Source organism: Mucilaginibacter sp. (assembly GCF_025359345.1).
Lineage (GTDB): Bacteria > Bacteroidota > Bacteroidia > Sphingobacteriales > Sphingobacteriaceae > Mucilaginibacter.
The window spans coordinates 124,291-144,147 of the sequence record NZ_JANYGQ010000015.1; the positions used below are offsets into that span (position 1 = coordinate 124,291).

Annotated in this window: 8 protein-coding genes; 3 read left to right on the forward strand and 5 right to left on the reverse strand. The window is 44.5% G+C overall.

The window, feature by feature from the left end:
- Positions 1-7: 7 nt before the first annotated feature.
- From Q0R52_RS08330 to Q0R52_RS08345, 4 genes are all read right to left on the reverse strand, one after another.
- Positions 8-7,189: a hypothetical protein gene (locus Q0R52_RS08330; RefSeq protein ID WP_295793880.1), complete on the reverse strand. Its 7,182-nt coding sequence runs from the start codon at positions 7,187-7,189 to the stop codon at positions 8-10.
- Position 7,190: 1 nt separating this feature from the next.
- Positions 7,191-8,918 carry a hypothetical protein gene (locus Q0R52_RS08335; protein ID WP_295793882.1) on the reverse strand — a complete coding sequence of 576 codons (1,728 nt, stop codon included), beginning with the start codon at positions 8,916-8,918 and terminating at the stop codon, positions 7,191-7,193.
- A gap of 27 nt (positions 8,919-8,945) precedes the next feature.
- Positions 8,946-10,784, reverse strand: coding sequence for a hypothetical protein (locus Q0R52_RS08340; protein WP_295793884.1), 1,839 nt, complete (start codon positions 10,782-10,784; stop codon positions 8,946-8,948).
- A gap of 763 nt (positions 10,785-11,547) precedes the next feature.
- A complete protein-coding gene (locus tag Q0R52_RS08345; RefSeq protein WP_295793886.1) occupies positions 11,548-12,075 on the reverse strand; it encodes a YceI family protein in 528 nt (175 codons plus the stop codon).
- 278 nt (positions 12,076-12,353) lie between these two features.
- Here Q0R52_RS08345 and Q0R52_RS08350 point away from each other — a divergent pair, with 278 nt between their 5' ends.
- The 3 genes from Q0R52_RS08350 (at position 12,354) to Q0R52_RS08360 (ending at position 19,159) form a co-directional block, all read left to right on the forward strand.
- Positions 12,354-14,588, forward strand: a complete 2,235-nt coding sequence (locus tag Q0R52_RS08350; RefSeq protein WP_295793888.1) for a histidine kinase dimerization/phosphoacceptor domain -containing protein — start codon at positions 12,354-12,356, stop codon at positions 14,586-14,588.
- A gap of 341 nt (positions 14,589-14,929) precedes the next feature.
- Positions 14,930-17,200, forward strand: a complete 2,271-nt coding sequence (locus Q0R52_RS08355; protein ID WP_295793889.1) for a histidine kinase dimerization/phosphoacceptor domain -containing protein — start codon at positions 14,930-14,932, stop codon at positions 17,198-17,200.
- 6 nt (positions 17,201-17,206) lie between these two features.
- On the forward strand, positions 17,207-19,159 hold the full coding sequence (locus tag Q0R52_RS08360) for a sigma 54-interacting transcriptional regulator (protein WP_295793892.1): 1,953 nt from the start codon (positions 17,207-17,209) through the stop codon (positions 19,157-19,159).
- A 12-nt stretch (positions 19,160-19,171) separates the two neighbouring features.
- Here the strand turns inward: Q0R52_RS08360 and Q0R52_RS08365 are convergent, their stop codons facing one another.
- Positions 19,172-19,852 (reverse strand): YoaK family protein, encoded by a 681-nt coding sequence (locus Q0R52_RS08365; protein WP_295793893.1) that lies wholly within the window; start codon positions 19,850-19,852, stop codon positions 19,172-19,174.
- Between the last annotated feature and the right edge of the window lie 5 nt (positions 19,853-19,857).

The window sequence follows — 19,857 nt, forward strand, 5'->3', positions numbered from 1 at the left end:
TTTAATCTTAATAACTTAAGCCAGGGATATTAACATGCGTAGAATATGTATTGTCAAAAATACTTAACCAAAGGTTACCATCTGTTGGGGTCAGTTTGCCCGGAGGTTTTGTTACGTTGACGCCCATCCCAAGGTCCATCGATTTACCGATACCTGTAGAATGACATCCAGGAGGAATTTTAACGCCGAATACTTTTATTGAATTACAGTTATCGTCGCAAACCCCAAAGCCTACATAAGCACTACCTGATAATATAACATGTGCACTGGCGCTCATAGTAAGGTCGCTGGCCGACAGCAGGGCAACCGGGTCAAAGCCAAATTGGCTGAATGGCGGGAGGCCGACATGCTGCACAACGGTTGCGTTCACCTCGGCACTCAGGTTTAACCCTGCACAGCCTACCAGCACCGACGCCCCTGCATGCACTTTTACATAAGCGCCAACTTTTATTCCGCCATCGATGTTTACATTTTTGCCGCCAAAATCTATTGCTGTAAATATATTAGCGTAAATCCCTTTTTCAACAGTAACCGATGCAATTGGGCCGACATTCAAATTGATATCAGGGATGATAGGTAGATTCATATCGACCGCAGTAACCATTAATGTGCCTTTAATCGTGTTAAATTGCTTAAAACCATCAGGCAATATACCATCATGAAACTGTGATTGTATGATTGACTGGATACCCGGGGTAATAGTGCTTGCCCCAATCCATACGGCCCCATTGGCACTGTTTACCGGCACTGGCGAGCCTGTTATATGGTCAATTTTCGCCATGCCGAGCACATACCATTGCCCGCTGCCGAGCTGTAGCTCAAAATCTGTATGAAATTGGGCATTCGGTGTTGTTTCATCAAGGTGGAATGAACCAACAATCGCCTTTTTGTCGAAATCGTAAGTAAAATTCCCGTTCGACATATCGCCAAACGACAGGTTTTTTACGCCGATCTGGCTTTTATTTGCCACCAGGTCGCCTTGTACAACAAAACCCATTCTTGTTTTATTTGTGTTGGCATCAACCGAGGTACTGTCGCGCATACCTTCTGCTCCGATTACATCTCCTATAAATTTAAAGTTTTGCCACGACGAAAAATCACCGATCATCGTCCCTTGTATGGCCGATAGTTTTTGTGAGCCGCCCATCTCTACAAAATTGCTTTTATCCTGGGTTACAGATATCATGTGGGAGTTAGCATTATATTTAAGCAGTTTTACTTTGAAATTGTATGGCGAATTCGGTGCTTTATCTTTTAAGTGGCCAGGGATGATTAATTGATTATTGATGAAAGTTTGCCCAACATTATCAAATGTTACGTGTACGCCGTTGCTTACCATATCAAGCGGAGGTAAATTGGTTTGCAGGTGCACCAGCGATGTGCCATTGCTTTTGTAAGCCAGGTTGTAAATTTTATCACTCATACCTGTAAGGGCCGGTATATTAAGGTCGAGCGAGCCATCAAACGATATGTTGTCAATTCCATTCGCTACCTGGTAAGGTGTAAAGGTTGCAAAACCATTGAGTGTTAACGGTTTTTGACTATTCGAGATAACGATGCGCGATTCATCACCCTTACTGTAAAGCGATATGTTCGAAATCAGGATCTGGTCGTTTGTTCCCAGGTCCGGTAAGTCTTTTATCACGGTTACCGGGGCGTCGGTTGTTGAAACCATCGATAGCGACCATGAGCCATACTGCGGATTCTTTAGCGAGCCATATTTGGCTGCTTTATCATACCCGAACGAGGTAGCAACGTTTGAGCCCAGCGGCAGATCTTTAACGCCCGCAATGCCAATCTTATCTATGCTCATATATCCGTATCCAATATTATCGTATCCAATTTCAAGGTTACTAACCGGAACCGTGATGGAACCCGCAAACAAGTTACCCGTTAGTTTTATCGTGCCCTGATCCAGCGTCCATTTTCCCTGGGCTTTCCATTTATCAAAACCGATGCTGAGGTCAGATTTACTGAAGGTCTGCACCATCGACTTGTAATCAAAAATCAGGTAACCCACGTTAAGGTTCAGGTCGGGGTTGTTAATATTGGCAATGTTTGTATGTACCGTTGATGCAAGATGTAAACCTGTATAATCAAGATAACTGGCTGCAGAAGCATCTACGTTGTATAAATTGTTTAATGTGTATTTAAATGTTTTGCCATTTAAACTCTGAACCCGGTATTTGTAGGTGTTATCATCATCGAAAGTACTTACAAAAAGGTTAAAGAAATTTTTTGTAGCAGCGCCTAAACCATCGGCAAATACATCCGGCGAACCGGGCGAGTATACCTGCACCTGGTCAAGTCCGCCTTTACTTACTCCCATCTGCAAGCCCATATTGTTTCCATTATTTCCATCGTTACCGCCATTTTTCAGTATTTCATTGGCCACCTTATTGCTATTATCAAACTGTACTTGCTGTTGCTGTGACGGGGTAGGTGCATTTTGTCCTTGCTGGATTACCTCTTTACCATCGTCCACGAATGGAATTACCGTTTGCGAACCATTCCAAACCACGCCATGCGAAAACGAATTGGATGTTATAGCCGCCTCTCCCACTATTGAACCTCTGCCCGGGTCATTTGGCGCCTGCTGCAGCGATAAACCCTTCAGACCGGAAGCGGTTGCATGATAGTACTTGAACATCAACAAATCAATGTTGTTTTCGCTAAGCGCTATCGATCCATACGCCCCAACTATGATGTAAGGCGGCAATGGTCTGCCATACTGGTCGGTTGCATTTTTAGGCACCCGTTCAACAATCTTCACTTCTACATTTTTAAGTGTCAGAAAGTTGTTATAATAGTTACCCATATATATGTTTTTATTCGGCTTTACCTGCACTCTGCCATTCAGTATATAATTGGGACTATTGGGACTTTTTACCCATGATTCTACTTCTATCGGGAAGCCATATATAGAACTAAAATCGATAGCAGCATTACTGGTGAGGGAAAAATCAGCCTGGGCCGAATTGATAACAATATTTTTAAACATGGATGACTCCAGCTTTACCGGTTTTGTGGCTCCTGGCCCGGCTGGGTTCGAAGCTACAACCGTTATTTTACTTCCATCTTTCGGGAGGCCGTCAATGCTATACTTGCCGTTTTGGTCGGTGTAAACTTCCTGTACTGTTTGCCACATCTCCTTTATGTACACACCTACGTTTGCCTTTGGCTTACCGTCAACCTTAATCGTACCTATAATCGAAAATCCGGCGTCAAGTTTAATATCGAGGAACGTAACCGCATCAGGCGAGTTAGTTGCAATTACGGTGGTTTCCTGTGTAACATACCCGGCCGACACTACCTTTACGCCATATTTTACGGCACTGCTCTGGAAGGTAAAGCTTGCGCATTCACCTGCCTTAATATCAGTACCTCCCGGGGTCTCATCAGGCGGCAATTGAGTTATATACACCTGAGCCGGGATGGCCTTTTTAGTAACGGCACTCTTTACGCATACCGATAGCTTATTAACCGGGCGCAGCATTTCAAAAGCCTCCATTTGGCTGTAGCTATCGTCAATAGCACCTGCGTTAGCAAGGCCAATATTAGGCGGAGCGTCAACTGTTCGTGTAAATGTCTGGGTATGGTAGTTTACCTGGTCATCAGGTATCACAGTAAATTTAACCTGGCCATAACTGGTTTGCATTTGCGCACGTTCTTCGTTAGGGCTTGGCGCTCCCTGAAATGCATACAGCGATTGCGTATCTACCCAGCTAAAACCATCGCCGACAACAATCCTTGCTTTTACCGGCTTTTTGGTATCGTGGTCTATCACATCAGCCTGCATCAGGCGCGGAGGTAATACAAACCCATTTATATTCTCTTTCCTTCCGGGTCCCATCGGTATACCGGAATTAACAACGCTGTAACCGGTTATGAAACCATATTTTGTAAAAACAAGCAGCTTCCAGCCTTTATAGTCGTCCGTCTCAGGGTCATCAAACCTGAACAATCCATTGTCACCTGTTTGTTGTATTTTCTGCAGTTGAACCGGCGAATTGTTCCATTGAGACATATAGTCCAATATAGTCAGCGGGTCGGAACCTGCAAATAAATCCTTGAAATACTGGGCGTTATAAGCCTTCTTTGTAGCATCTATATCGTAGAGCCACACCAATACCTGTGATAATGCATTGGTGCTGGTATTACTTTGCGGGTATACCGCGCCATCTATATAAGGTTTTTGTGCCACGGTTTTTACTGTTACATCTACCGAAACATTTTTTTGACCGACTATGCTGTTCAACACCGGTTCGTCGAAATAGTGGCCATTGGCAGTAAAAATAGCGACATGGGGATCTACCTGCTGCGCCGAAACTGTTGAATAGTTATCCCCTGTTAATATTTCCGACTCCGAATAAATGTAATATGTATCGCTGGCATTGTACACGTCATTTGACACTAGCCTGCTGAAGGACGCGACACCGTCAGTATTGGTAACGCCGTAACCGATAACTTTATAATTATTATAATAATAATCCTGTATCGTCTTTTGTTCAAGCCCGTTTTGTTGTCCTTCATCATCTGGGATACCAAATTGTGCATAGTTAAAGCCAGTTAGGCGGCACAAGTACACACGCTGATTTTTCAATTTTTCAGTAAGTTTTGTATTGCTGTTATATCCTTTAATTGTTACATTCAGGTTAAAATCCTTTACCTGCGCTATCACTTCACCCACATTATAGGTATTGCCCGCACGGAATGAGTATGCTATATCGGGACTACCATAGTACGGGTTGAATACCTTTAGATATTGCTGAAAGCCAAAACCGTTATTATAATTATACAGCTCAAGCTGGTCATATTGCAAAACGCCTGAATTAAGCTCAAAATAGCCGTTCGGGTCGGTAAAGACAGCCGCGTACGTTTTCGCTTTGTTTTCGTCGTGAACAATATTGCCTTTACCATCAGGATACATAGGTATCGACTCAAGCACTACCGATGTATTCGGCAGCGGCCTTGCTGAACCATCTTTAAATCGATATTTCAGCACTCCCTTAACGGTGAACGACACATAGCTTGGCCTGAAATCGATGTCCTTGTAGCGTACAAAGGGTTTGGTGTACGGCTGGTAATCGTCGTCCTCAACCGGGGCCATCGACACCTCTACCGGCTCGAAGGATACTTTGCTGTGTTTGTATTCGGCGTATACGTAATATGAATCTGATGCCTTAAGGTTGTCGACCAGGTTGTCAAAAACAACACTACCGGTGTAAGTATTAAATAAATCGTCATGATCCATGCTGGATTGATGGTGTGATACAATTTCATATTTATTGCCGCCAACATACCAACCGGCGGTGGTATCAACCGGTTTAAACGGCGCGTGGCCAACATTATCACCTTCATCATTTGGAATGGAGGGCGAACGCGGCAGCTTTCTCAGTACGTATACCTGCACGGTATCGTCTGCCGTTCCCTCAACCGAAGCCCCGGCGACCTTGCCGGTATTAGTTCCGCCTTCCGGGTTTCGGTCTATTAAAACATGAAGCCGGTAGTTGTTTACAAAAATATTTTGCGTACCGGCGTCAACTTGGGTGGTTTCATCTTTATCAACCGGCGGTTTAGCGTAAATGAACGAATGCGGGTCGGAATACTGCTTGTTTATAACGTTAATATAGTAGCACATCACCATCGCCACGTTTGATTCCGGGTACACCTGGATAATTTTGCAGGGCAGCTTCGAATCAAAATCGAATTCATAATGTCCGTTTGCATCGGTTTTCGCAGTCGCAACAACATTTGGCGCCCCATAATCGGTCGCCGGCAGCAATAAGTCCCCGGTTTGGTCTATGGTATCTATCACGGGCGGGGTATAAGGAACATATTTCCCAGCCTTTATTGCTGCATTATCTCCCTTACCTAACTGGCTGGCGGCATTTACATTGCCGTTTACGCCGCCGTACTGTTCAATAATATTTTGCTGCTGATTTTGCGGCTGCAACTGTTCGGTATTTGGCGTATTTAGGTCTGCTTTGCCGCTTTTGCCAGGCCCGGTAATTTTATTGCCGACCAGGTCTTTTCGCGGTGTTTTTTTATCTTGCGGCGATGGTTGTTTGTATTCCTGTATCTTTTCAGTATGAATATCCATCGGCACATAGCACAACCCGTAAACCAGCTCAATTTTAGTAAGCTTTAGCGGCACCGCGCTGTCGCGGCGGGCGGTTTTTATATACGGCATCTGCTTGTCATTAGCCAAATGATACTTATAAGTCAAGTTTCCACTTACCTGGAAATCGTAATGAACTACAGATAAATCATCGCCGGGCTTGGTTGGCTGAAACTTATCATCCTTACCCTTATCTTGTTCATAAATAAAAACCGAGGCCGGGCTGCGACCGTTGTTCCTGAAGACCACTCTGTTATTCGGGTCAACCGCTGTTACCCGCCACGCGTAACTTTTACCTGGTTTAAACGGCACATTGCGCATGTTATACTGGTAGCTTGTGCCGGTAACAACGGTGGTTAAAACCGGTAGTGAGGAGGCATTAAGTATTTGATTAGGGTCTCTTGCCGGATCAGGCATTTCGGCAATTTCAAGCTTGTATTGTGTACCAAGCGGAACTGTACCGGGGTTAATCCAATTAAAAAAAGCAGTATTTGCGGGTGTAGCACGCAGACGCTCATTCTTTGCCGGGCCCACCAGTACCGGTGGGTCGGGATTGGTAGTCGTAATCATACTGCAACCCATCGGCGCATTTGCAGAAAGCAAACGGACACCACTATATTCATACGCTTCGATACACAATGTATAATGCCCCTCAGGTATGCGCGAGGACGCAGCCAGCTTAGCCTTATCTATGCCGTAAACGTTAACGCTGTTTAAATCAAACACACTTTGAAGGGTGGTTCCGTTCAGTTGCTTAGTTTCGTGGGGATTAAGAATAATTGGCTGAGCGGGGCGGTAATTGCCACGGGTTGAAATAAGAATGCCGTTATCGCCCTGCAATTTGCCGGTTAGTCGTATCTTTTGCTGTGTGCCTGAGGTATTTTGAAGGATGAGCAGCGTTTTAGAAGCATAAGCGCTGGTATAATCGGAATAATAAGGCGAATATGGCGGCAGAACGTTTATGGTGATATTTACGGTTTGCGCCTTAACAGCACCAGCAAACAGCAAGATGGCTGCAAAAATCACTCTGCTAAAATTCTTAATCGTGGATTTGTACGTTTTCATCATGCTAAAAAGTATGTGTTAAGGATAATGACGACCGTAATTCGCTGAAAGACGGCAGCGTTGCATCCTTCGAATTGCTTTTCAAGTAAGATATGGTAGTGGTAATGCCGTCGCGCTTACCGAGGCGGTATGAGCCGTTTAGATAGGCGTTGATTACGTTGCCTGCATCCTTGTCATCATTATGCTGTTGCTGATAGGCGATATTGGCATTCAGCATCAGCCTGTTTTTATCGAGTTGCTGGCCGATACCGATTGAAGGACCAAAAAGGCGGGTATGCATTGTGCTGATTTGCGCAACAGTATAGTTCAAATTGGAGTTGATACTTAATCCCGACTTACCAAACCCAAGGGAATAAGAAAGATTGGCGCTTTTGCTGTTACTCTCACTTTGGCCCGATGTAAAATGGTTTAAGTCAACCAGCGACTGCAGGTTACCCGATAAAATAAAATTGTGTGATATAACCGAATCGCCCAGCATGTAACGGATAAGGCCATTAACGTTATAATTGGTGCGGGCTACACGGAAGGTATCGATAACTGGATTAAGCCCCCTGTCTTGCGTAATACCATAGTTCGAAAAGCGGAAGTCGGCACCGAATTTTGATGTGTTGTACGATGCGCTAAACGAGCTAATGGTGCGATGCGATGTGTACATCAGGTCATGTGCGATATTATCTTGCTGAAAGCCTAAACTGCCATTTAGCTGGAGTTGGTTTTTGAGAAGCGAAATGCCGCCATTGACAGTATAGTTAGCCACATCGGTTTCGAAATAGTAAGCGCCCATCGATTTAAAATCCGGATCGACGCGTTTGTATTGTATGCCGATGTTATAATTATTATTCTGATAACTTAACGCGGTTTGCGCGGCGGTAAGCAGCTGACTGGAATTATTGAGCGTTATCCAGTTTTTCAGGAAGTTAAACCCGCCCAAATCAAAATCACGCAGTGTGTCGCTCAAACGGTTACGTGTGTACAAGCTACCCGCTACGTCTGCCTCCCACCGAAAATGTTTGGCAATCAGAAATTTTGTACCGATACCCACCACCAGGTTCTCCGCAGGCTGCAGGCCTGAAAGAATAGATGGGTTTTGAATAGAATTAGGATCGTCTTTTGCTTTCAGAAAAGTAATGTCGACATGATTTTGCTCGGTACCATAGCCTAATTTGGCGGCATAGCCCGAGCGGCTGTATGACGGTGTCTGAAAGAGCAGCGGCTCGGAAGAACTTTCAGCAATTGCCTTATTGAAACGTCCGTAAATAAAGCCCAGCCTGAGTTTACCCGGATTTGCTTCGATTCCCCCACCTAAAAAGTTATAGCCCGATAACGTAAACGGCGACCACGTAATGCTTTGCCAGCCGGCGTGCACGGTAAGCCATTTGTATTGCGGACTGATGCCATATTGATTAAAAGGTTGCCTGAATCCGCGCTGCTGGTCGCTTACGACCACCGAAAAAGGGAACGATATGCCATATACGGTTAAAACCGGCGCTCCGCTCAGCAGATAGGAAAATGGATGTTCGCGATTATCAATGCCCGATGAGGTGTAGGTGCCCAGGCCTAGGCCAAACTGGCCGCTGATGGTAACCGGCTGCGCGTTAGCCATTTTCGATACATCCTGCGCACGCGCCGGGATGGCCAAAACAACCATCAGCATTAAAACCCATAAGACGTTAATAAGGTGCTTCATAAACAAATCTGGCTGGTAGTGGCGAGTAGAAAAGGGGCGTGCCATTAATTTAAGGCACGCCTTGGTTATGAACTATTTAACTGTCTTAAAACTTCGATCCGTTAGGCTGAACTGCCGCATTACCTGCTTAATTGACTGACCGCCGACGACATTAAGCGTACCGGTGGACGTTTGCGGCGATATAATCACTCTTATCTTATTTATATTAAGCAGTGGCGACGGTTGCGTGTTAACAGCGTTACTGATATTGCAGAATATACGTACGCTGTTGCCGGCAAGGGATGCGATTGCACGGAATGTATATGATTGTATGTTTGATGTGCCTATAACATTGGTGTACGGCAATTGTATCCATTGGTGTACCGATGTATCAGCCGGGTTAACAATTTGCGCATAAACCAGTGTCACACCGTTCCGCAACGAATTATACACTGAATCAGGTAATTTGAAAAAGGTTACAGAGTCGCCGATAAAACGCTGGTGCCTTAGTACAAAGCTTGTGGGCGGGCCTGCAGTTGCGTTACCATAAACGTTCCATTGCGGAAAGTCGAAGTCCGAAGTTTCATAAGCGACAGCATTCCCGCCGCTGCCCGGAGCACCTTTCAGCGATACGCCAGGCCCCCAGCCATCCACGTTTTTAGGCCCGTAAAACAGGTAGGTTTGCCTGTCAAGGTAAAAGTCACCGGCTTTTCCGGTTGCAGGGTCGGGCGCTCCAAGGCCGCTCAATATTGTCGATCCATCGGCACCGGCAGCACCGGTTGCGCCCGTGGCACCAGTTCCGCCGGTCGCTCCTGTCGCGCCGACTAATGATGTCGGGCTTCCCCAGCCCCCGGCAGTTTTAGGGCCGTAAAAGGAGCGATTAGTTTTATCAAAATAATAATCGCCGATGGTGCCCACGGCAGCGTCAGGAGCCCCTGTGCCGCTGTAGATAATGCTGCCATCAGCCCCGGCGGGGCCAACCGGGCCTTGCGCTCCCTGGGCTCCTTTCAGGAGCGTTCTTGTTCCCCAGCTTGACGCAGTCTTCGGCCCATAAAAGAAATATGTACTCAGGTCGAGATAAAAATCTCCAACCTTGCCCATCGTCAGCGACGGTGGGCCGTTCCCGCTCAAAATCGTTGCTCCCGCCGCACCGGCGGCGCCTGTTGCCCCTGTGGCTCCGGTGGAGCCCGTTGCGCCGGTTGCTCCAGTAGAGCCGGTAGCTCCCTGCGGTCCTACTAATGACGTAGCCGAACCCCATCCGCGTGAGGTTTTAGGACCGTATAGTCCACCCGTAGCTTTATTGAAATAATAATCGCCGTTTTGGCCGAGCGTTGCATCCGGGGCGCCATTGCCGCTGTAAATTATACTTCCGTCGGCGCCGGCAGGGCCAACAGGGCCCTGCGGGCCTTGAGCGCCGCGCAATAAAACAGGGGTGCCCCAGCTTGTATTTTTTGGCCCATATAATAAAAGATTCGTTTTGTCCAGATAGTAATCGCCAACTGCCCCTTGTGTATTTGATGGCGTACCATTTCCGCTCAATATTTTACTGCCCGAGGCTCCGGTAGCTCCCGTAGCCCCGGTAGCACCTGTCGCTCCGGAGTTTCCTGCAGCACCGGTATTTCCCGTAGCGCCCTGTGCCCCCTTAAGGCTTATTGGCGGGTCCCAGCCGTTTGCAGTTTTAGGGCCATAGAGGTCGCCGGTGGAACGGTTCAGGTAATAATCGCCGGTCACACCTGTAGTTCCAGACGGAATTGTGTTACCACTATAAATAATTGAGCCGTCTTTCCCGGCAGGTCCGGCAGGTCCCGCCGTACCCGCCGTACCTTGCGGACCGGCGGGACCATCGGGCCCTTGTAACCCCTCCTTACTACATGACACGACTATGAATACTACTATAACTAACAGGAAAATGCTTTTGTAAATGTTTTTCATAACGCGATAGATTATTTGCAGGTGACAGCTTACATAGGCTATGAACCGTAATAAAAGTAAGCTGCACCATCGCAGCTAAAAACAAAACATAGACGAACGGCGGTTAATAATAGACGAAGGGATCCGGGTGGCAGAATAATGAGAAGCGAGAGGATGCTTAAGGACATTTACCTGCAGAAAAGTCAACTTTAAGAAATTGAAAAAGGTTATGGCTGTGCAACCAATTGTTATAAGGCCGGTGTTCCTTCCATCTCCACTCCCCAAATTCGATACTACACGCCCAAGCCGGGTCCCCACTAAAGAAAGGTATGCCTTGAGACTTTATCTTTGCACCATGCCGGGACGGGCTATGAAAGCTGCTTTACCTAAGAAACAAAGATTCGCAAGCAAAAAAAATGGGGCAAAAGTCCGATGTTCGACTTGTGCCCCCACGCGAGATTGAAGGACTTCCAAATTTCTTCACTATTTATCGCTGATTTAAAACGGCTGGCCGATTTGCCGCGAAAAATGAAAGAAATTGAATCATAGGTAAGGAAAGAATAATTTGAATATTCCCGAAGATTTTTGTGCGGTCACGTAAATAATCGTTTTATCCATAGGAGACTATGGAATTAATTTATTTAGCAAAGGTTCACGGCTCATGATTAAACAAGTCAACAAGCCGTACATTAAGCTTTTTTAAATCCCCTTGAAACCCAACAAGCGACAACCATATAATAGAGCCGTTTCATATTCCCTGCCATTTATTTAATGTCTGTATAAATTAAGATTTGATTAATTGTATGTCGCAGTTGATGCGGATCTCATCACTTACAACTATTTGCCCGGCCTCTGTCACAGCATCCCAGGTTAGTCCAAATTCTTTACGGCTTATTTTACCGGTAACAGTAAAACCTGCCTTGGTTTGGCCATAAGGGTCAACCACAATACCGCCAAAATCAACATGCAATAATATCGGCTTTGTAATACCTTTAATAGTAAGGTCGCCATGCAGTAAATATTCATCTGCATCCTGCTCAAACTTATTTCCGCCGAAGCGGATAACCACATGTTCCTCTGCATTAAAAAATTCCGCCGATTTTAAATGTGCATCTCGCTGCTCATTTTTTGTGCTGATTGAATCCACATCTGCCGAAAACTCAATTTTCGATGCAGTTGTAAAGTCATCGCCTTCGGTCAATACTTCCAGATCGTAATTGTGGAAGTGGCCGGAGATTGTGGTGATCATCAGGTGTTTTACCTTGAATTGTACTTCACTGTGTGAAGGATCGATTTTCCATGTTGTCGTCATGATAATAGCTTATTTGATTTTTATCAGATAGGCTAATCTTGTGCCGTTTTGTTAAGTAATTGATATTCAATGTATTATTTTTTCAAACTACAATCAGTTAACGAGATATAGTGAATGGTTTGCGAAATAACTTAATATGGTTGCGTTGCAGCCTCTGAGATAATTATTTATATTGGTATGTTATTTGGATATAAGTAAATCTGTTAACGGTTTTACTTTGGGTATAATACTTAACATCACAAACAACAGCGGAGTAGTGATCAGTACTAATTTTAAGTATGTTTAAGATACTGTCAGTAGGTTTATTGCTAATTATAGCACGACTGTGTTCCGCCCAGGAGACCAGGGGGCAGCTATATACTCAATTGGCGCACAAACAAATTGATACCGCGCGTTTAACCAGTTTATACAAACTGGGGCTTTTCTATTTATCACATTATGATAAAAAAGATCATTTGGATAGTGCTGAGGGTTATTTTAATAAGGCGCTTGTGATGGCTACTGCTGCCCATCGCAACGATGAGATAAACAATTGTAACTGGCAATTGGGAGATGTATACCTGGCACGCAATAACCTGCCAGTTGCAGAAAGGTATTGTGGACTTGTAGCGCAAGCTCATGAAGCAAAACACGAGACCGCCAGGCAGGCCAAAACCTGGTTAATATTTGGTGGGCATGTGTTAAGTAAATTGACAGACACAGGTAAAAAATTCCCTGAATCAGCAGCCGAAATGGCGGGAATTTACTATAACCGCGGCATAAAGATGCTGCAAAGCTTGAGGGACACCGGCTCTGCAATTGCATGGGAAATTTATGCAGCCACGTCTTATCATACCAGGGGATACGATCAGCGCTATAGAAAAGGAGCTTTAGACATCCTTAAAAGATTTGATAACTCCCGCTTTGTTGAACTTAACGTGCTGTTTACAGATTTATCGCAGGTGTATAGGGACGAGGGTAATAATAACATGTCGCTTTTTTATTTGCAAAAAGGGATGAACCGGATGGCCCGTTTACGCGATACGGATAAATACCAGGTGATATACGGCGAACTGGCGCTGGTTTATGATGAACTGGGCCAAACAGACAACAGTATTGAATGGTATAAAAAAACGTTAGCGCTACGCGAAAAAATACCCGACATGCCGCCTGCAGGCTTATACCGCACGGCCGGCTTCCTGGCGCTTAACCTGAATAAACTGGGGCGCAGCGCTGAGGGGCTTAGCTACATCAAGGGCCTTGAAAAAAGGCACCCGCCTAAGGATGATGACGTAAGAGGTATGGCCGCCCAGGTAAAAGCCTATTGTTATGAGGGGCTAAAGCAATATAATTTAGCCGAAAAATACTACCTCCTGATGATGGCTTATTATAAAAACTCCGCTATTGGTTACCTGCCGGCTTATGGCTTGTATGATATCGCTAATTTTTATATACAGCAAAAAAAATATATCAAAGCGGCCTATTACCTAAAAGATCTTCAAGTTGCGAATTTTAATTTGTCCGGCCAAAGGAATATCGATCTAATGCTTTTTAAGATCGATTCTGCCGCAGGAAAACCATGGTCTGCTATTAAGTATTTCCAGGACTATAAACAGTTGAATGATTCGATGTTTAACGTCACAAAAAGCGGACAAATAGAAGAGCTGCAGATAAAATATGCCACCGATCAGAAAGAGAGTGACCTGACATCGGTTAAAAAAGACCGGCAACTACAGTTTGAGAAGGCAAAACATGCCACCAACGCTCGCGATGTCACATTTATAGGTGCCGGCCTGCTTTTAATTGTTGTTGGATTGCTGTATAATAGTTATCGCGTCAATCAAAAAAAGACCGTTGTGATAAACCGTAAGAATAAAGAGCTAAACCAATTGGTGAACGAAAAAGACGGTTTGCTGGAAGAAAAAGAATGGCTGATAAAAGAGGTGCATCACCGGGTAAAAAACAACCTGCAAATAGTAATGGGCCTGTTGCAGCGGCAGGCATCATACATAAATAACGAGGAAGCTTTAACGGCTATCCAAAACAGCGAACACCGCATGCACTCTATTGCATTGATCCACCAAAAACTATATCAATCCGACAATTTTATGCTGGTTAACATAGCCGATTATATTGACGAAATGATAGGCTATTTACGGGATAGTTTTGACCTGGGCGAAAGCATCAGGTTTGAAAAACAAATTGCTAATGTCGACTTTGACGTAAACGTAGCGGTGCCGCTCGCCCTGATTCTTAACGAAGCTATTACCAATGCCATTAAATATGCTTTTACCAATTACAAATACGGTTGTATACAGGTTAGCTTTAGTCAAAAGGATAATGACAGCTATTTGCTAGAAATAATCGATAATGGCAGCGGTCTCCCGGATAGTTTTGATGCTCAGAACGCGAACTCGATGGGCTTTAGCCTTATGCGGGGCTTGAGCAAACAGTTAGGCGGAGTTATTTCAGTTACAAATAACTTGGGCGTCGCAATTAAAATATCGTTTCAACCAGGCGAACATCGGGCATAAATTAATCTACCCAACAACGATATACGGTTGCTAAACAGCTAAATATCGTTGTCTGATTACACCCAGGCGTGATTAGCGCTGGCTGAAAAAATAAAAATTCGTCTCAATTTTTGTTTTTCTTAGCTATTAAAGCCGCAGCAAGTATTCTTCGTAGCTATGGCAGGGTTTATGAACGCGCATATCCATAATAGCATAATTTACTCCCGATCAGTATTTAAGTTTTCGTGGTACCGGATTTATAAGTTTAAATTAAAGCCAGTTCATGGATAACAGATCGCGAATTTTACAAACAACACTGATCTGTAAATAGTATGAATTTTAACCGGCTATAATTTTAAATAATGCTCAAAGCGTCGCTCATCCTGTTATTGATTATTGCGGCACCCTACGCATGCCTTTGTCAAACGTCGCATCAAGACAAGCTTAACAGCCTGAATGCAAAATTACGAACGGCCAGACCGGACACCAATCAATTAAACATCCTTCACCAACTTGGCAGCTATTACCTTGAGCGGCACTTCAGGCTGAACAAACCCGATCTCGACAGCGCCTTTGTTTACTTTAAAAGGGAAAATAGCTTAAGCACCAGGCTGCAGGTGGATGGGGGTTCCGGCCGTTTGGAAAGCCTATGCAGTTTGGGTACAGTGTACCTTTCAAGGAATATGCTCGACAGCGGGAAAGCATACTTCATGCAGGTAGTTGATTTTTATAAAAAAAACGGCGACAAGCAACAGGAAGCAGAAACTTGGGAAAGGTTTGGTAAAACAACGGAATTTACGAACTGGCCTGTTGCCACGGAGATTTTAGCAGCGAAGGTAATTGATGCATATAAGAACGCCGTTGCGCTCTTCACCGTTACCGGTGACAGACAGCGTGAAATTATGGCCCGTTATAACCTCGCCCACGGGCATTTTAAATACACCTATATATATTTAGCGGAAGACGATTGCATGCAAGCCATTGAGAAATACGGAAAAAGCTCATATAGCAATATGGGAGCTATATATTTTGTCCTGGCCCATATCCAAAGGTATCGCGGTAATATGAATAAAGCGCTTTATTATATTTTAGAAAGTATCCGGTTGATGGATAAAAGCCATGATACTACGAACGTTCGTGCAAGGCAAGCTTCCCTGTTTGGCGAATTGGCTGAGGTGTACGACGCGCTCGGGCAAACTGATAACAGCATTACCTGGTATAAAAAAACATTATCGTTACGTGAAAACCTCCCTTTATTGCTCGAGCAAAAATACCGGACCGCGGGTTTTATTGTTAAGGGACTGATAAAACAAAAAAAAAATGCGGAAGCGCTTGCTCTGGCGCTCGGTGTAGAAAAGCGGCATCCGCCGGATAATAATTACGATAAAGCTATTATTACACAAATAAAGGCTTATTGTTACGAAGCATTAAAAGACTATAAAAAGGCAGAAGTTGCCTATGTTGAAATGATGAGGCTTTATCCAAAAACCAAAGCGGACGAGATCGTTTCGTTGGCCAAATATGATATTGCAAAATTTTATATTACGCAAAAAAAATTTGACAGGGCTGCATTTTACCTTGATGAAGAGATTTCGAAATACGCTGCTGTTACAAGGGCCAGGGACTTTCATTTTATTATTTATAAAATTGATTCGGCAAAAGGGGATTATCTATCGGCGCTACAGCATCAATATTTATTTAAGCAGTTTAACGATTCTATTTTTAACAGTAATAAAAGCAGGGAAATACAGGAGTTGCAGGTTAAGTATGAGACGGAGCAAAAAGAGCGCGATATCAAATTATTAACCAAGGACGGCCTGCTGCAACATGAAAAGGCGATACGTGCCAACAACACACGTAACCTTACTCTGGCAATTAGTGCGCTCCTTATTTTCTTATTGGGGTTAATCTACAACAGCTACAGAGCCAAGCAGCGCAGTAACGTTAAGCTGAATACAATTGTAAATGAAAAAGGCAAGTTATTGTCGGAAAAGGAATGGTTGCTTAAAGAAATCCATCACCGCGTAAAAAACAACCTGCAGATAGTAATGGGCCTGCTACAACGACAATCGGCTTATATCGATAACGACGAGGCACTGGCAGCCATACAAAATAGCGAAAACCGCATGCACTCCATTGCGCTGATCCACCAGAAACTTTATCAGTCCGAAAATCTCGACCTGATATGTATGCAGGAATATATTGATGAAATGATCAGTTATTTAAAAGACAGCAGCGGCTTGGATAACCGTATTATCTTTGAAAAACAAATAGATGAGCTTAATTTGGACGTAGCACAGGCCGTGCCGCTCGGTTTGATAATGAACGAGGCGATTACGAATGCCATTAAATACGCTTACAAACCCAACGAAACCGGCGTTATTTATATCTCGCTGCTTGCCAGGGGTAACGGATGTAACCAGTTAACCATAGCCGATAACGGACCCGGCCTGCCGGCAGAATTTGATATCAATAAAATTGAATCATTGGGTATAAATTTAATGCGGGGCTTAACCAAGCAATTGGGCGGGGCCTTTGATATCACAAACGAACAGGGGTGTATCATAAACATTGATTTCAAAACCGAAATTTTTAACAGGGTTACAGTAGAATCACAAATAATATTAACTTAGAGTGCCATGAATAGGAAAAAAATTCTTGTTGTTGAGGACGAATTTATTATTGCAGATGTATTAAGCAATATCCTGAAAACTGCAGGCTACGACGTTTGCGGCATTGCCGACAGCGTAGCAGAAGCGCTGGAAATGGTAGCTGAATTTGCACCGGGATTTGTATTGTTAGACATTTATTTAAAAGGAAAGCTGACGGGCATAGATCTGGCACATAGTTTAATGGAACGGAATATCCCGTTTATTTATATTTCTGCTAACTCCAACCAAAAGGTACTGGAGGCCGCAAAGGTTACCAATCCTTATGGTTTTGTAGTTAAGCCCTTCCGTGAAAAAGATGTATTGATTGCCCTTGATATTGCGCTGTACCGCTATGAAAACCAACTGGAGAACGGCTTGCGTCAAATTGCCGTATTGCAGAAAAAAGCCGCCGAAATACTGGCTTCAACCATTACCTGGGAGCATAAAATATTGCAGATGGGCAAAACCCTGCAGCCCTACATTCCGTTCGAGTTTTTGTCGGTGGGCATGAAACAGGAGGATGATGAGAGTTTTTATGAGATTGGCTTTTCGAGGATAGGTTTCGATGAATACCAGTTGATAGGCGTCACAGAACTGATGATCGTTACCAACCGCAAGCAGCACGAATTGGCCAACCTAAAGGCAAATGACCTAACCGATCCATTAGCAACCTGGTATGATGAACATGAATTAGAAGTTTTGGTGAAAAAACCATCGTTAAAAAAACTGTTTGCCGACACTTATCGCTTAAAGTCGCACTTGTCGTTACCTATTTCGTTAGGCGACGGAAAAGTATGTTATTTTAATTTTTACAGCCGCCGGCCGGATGCATACCAGGCCGATCATTTAGTGTTGTGCAACCGGCTACAACTACTTTTAATCAGTTTTATGGAAGGTATGCAGCATACACCTAACAGCCCATTGGTTAATGAGCTGAGTAATTATACACCAAAAAAACAGCAAGTTAAAACACCAGAGGAGCCAAACCCCTTCAGTGGGATTGTAGGCAGCAGTCATTTGTTATTAACCGTGTTCGACAATGTCGTGCAGGTTGCCAAATCAGACTCATCGGTACTTATATTGGGCGAAAGCGGTACCGGCAAGGAAAAAATAGCCGAGCGTATCCATTCGTTATCGCTGCGAAAAGATAAACCTTTTATCAGGATCAATTGCGCTGCCCTACCGACCTCGCTAATCGATTCTGAACTGTTCGGCCACGAAAAAGGAGCATTTACAGGCGCCCACGAAAGAAAAACAGGCCGGTTTGAACAAGCACATACGGGCACAATATTTTTGGATGAAATAGGCGAACTGCCGCTGGAATCGCAATCAAAGCTACTAAGGGTGTTGCAGGAAAAAGAGATAGAAAGAATTGGAGGCCGCCTTACCATTAAAACTGATGTCCGGATTATTGCAGCTACCAATCGTAATTTAGATAAGGAAGTTGCCGAGGGCCGTTTCAGACTCGATCTTTTTTACCGCATCAATGTTTTTCCCATATTGATGCCCCCGCTTCGCGAACGTAAAGAAGACATTGCCGACCTTGCAGCTCATTTTTTAAACATCTACGCCCGTAAAACCGGTAAAACTGTACGAGGTATTTCTCCACAGGTTTTGGAGAGTATGAAACGTTACCATTGGCCGGGCAACATCCGCGAGTTGGAAAATTTAATAGAGCGTAATGTATTGCTTACCCGCGATGATATGATCAACAGCATGGTGTTGCCTACCCAGTTAGAGCAATCCGCCGCTGCTATGACTGCCGAAACCGTGGTGACCACCATGGTTGAAGGAGAACGCGCGCACATATTGGCGGCGCTAAAAAAGTGTAACGGTAAAATATGGGGCGATGGCGGGGCAGCAGGCTTGCTGAACATCCCCCCTACCACGCTCAATTCTAAAATGAAAAAGCTGGGCATTCGGAAGGATTTTGGCATATAGCCACAAGAGTAATCAGGCTGCCTGTTGTCCAAACAGTTTATTTGCGCCCAGCCAGGTCAGCATCATCACTCCGGGCAGTAGTGCCGAAACCAGTCCGTACTGTTTAGCCATCAGGGCACCTGCAACGCATCCAACCAAAAAGCCAACGATCAGTGTAACCTGTTTTTTAAAGCTCACCCATGTTTCAGAATCCGCCGGCCTGGCCGTTAGGCCTTTGATCAAATCGAGCGACGCCTGGGTTACGTTGCCGGTCATTACAGTAGTTAAACCATAAGTAGCCTTGTTATACAGCTTTCCGAATGTATTTTGAAACGCCATAGCGATAACTATCCCCATTACGATAAGTTGCACCTGCCACCCTTTATCCAGCCCGCTATTTATCGGTACCGCCGACAGTATACCGCTGACCAGCAATAACAGTCCTTCCAAAATTAACAACGTGAACATATTAGCGGTTTTTTTGGCGATACGGCCGCCCAGCATTACCGCCAGTACAAAAACAGGGAAAGTGAGCAGCTTTTGCCAGCCATGCGGGTTATCATGTTTAATAAGGTCGTAAGCAAACACAATAAAATTGCCGGTTACATGCGCCGAAAATACTTCGCCGGCGGCAACAAAGGTAAGTGTATCGCAAAAGCCGGCGGCAAAGCATAACAGCAGCGTTGTATTCCTGGTCAATTTTTCCGTTTCCATTTTAT

What these genes read in the sequence shown, in the direction of transcription:
- Q0R52_RS08330 (WP_295793880.1), bottom strand. Translation starts at nt 7,189, where the DNA reads ATGATGAAAACGTACAAATCCACGATTAAGAATTTTAGCAGAGTGATT.
- Q0R52_RS08335 (WP_295793882.1), bottom strand. Translation starts at nt 8,918, where the DNA reads ATGGCACGCCCCTTTTCTACTCGCCACTACCAGCCAGATTTGTTTATG.
- Q0R52_RS08340 (WP_295793884.1), bottom strand. Translation starts at nt 10,784, where the DNA reads ATGAAAAACATTTACAAAAGCATTTTCCTGTTAGTTATAGTAGTATTC.
- Q0R52_RS08345 (WP_295793886.1), bottom strand. Translation starts at nt 12,075, where the DNA reads ATGACGACAACATGGAAAATCGATCCTTCACACAGTGAAGTACAATTC.
- Q0R52_RS08350 (WP_295793888.1), top strand. Translation starts at nt 12,354, where the DNA reads ATGTTTAAGATACTGTCAGTAGGTTTATTGCTAATTATAGCACGACTG.
- Q0R52_RS08355 (WP_295793889.1), top strand. Translation starts at nt 14,930, where the DNA reads ATGCTCAAAGCGTCGCTCATCCTGTTATTGATTATTGCGGCACCCTAC.
- Q0R52_RS08360 (WP_295793892.1), top strand. Translation starts at nt 17,207, where the DNA reads ATGAATAGGAAAAAAATTCTTGTTGTTGAGGACGAATTTATTATTGCA.
- Q0R52_RS08365 (WP_295793893.1), bottom strand. Translation starts at nt 19,852, where the DNA reads ATGGAAACGGAAAAATTGACCAGGAATACAACGCTGCTGTTATGCTTT.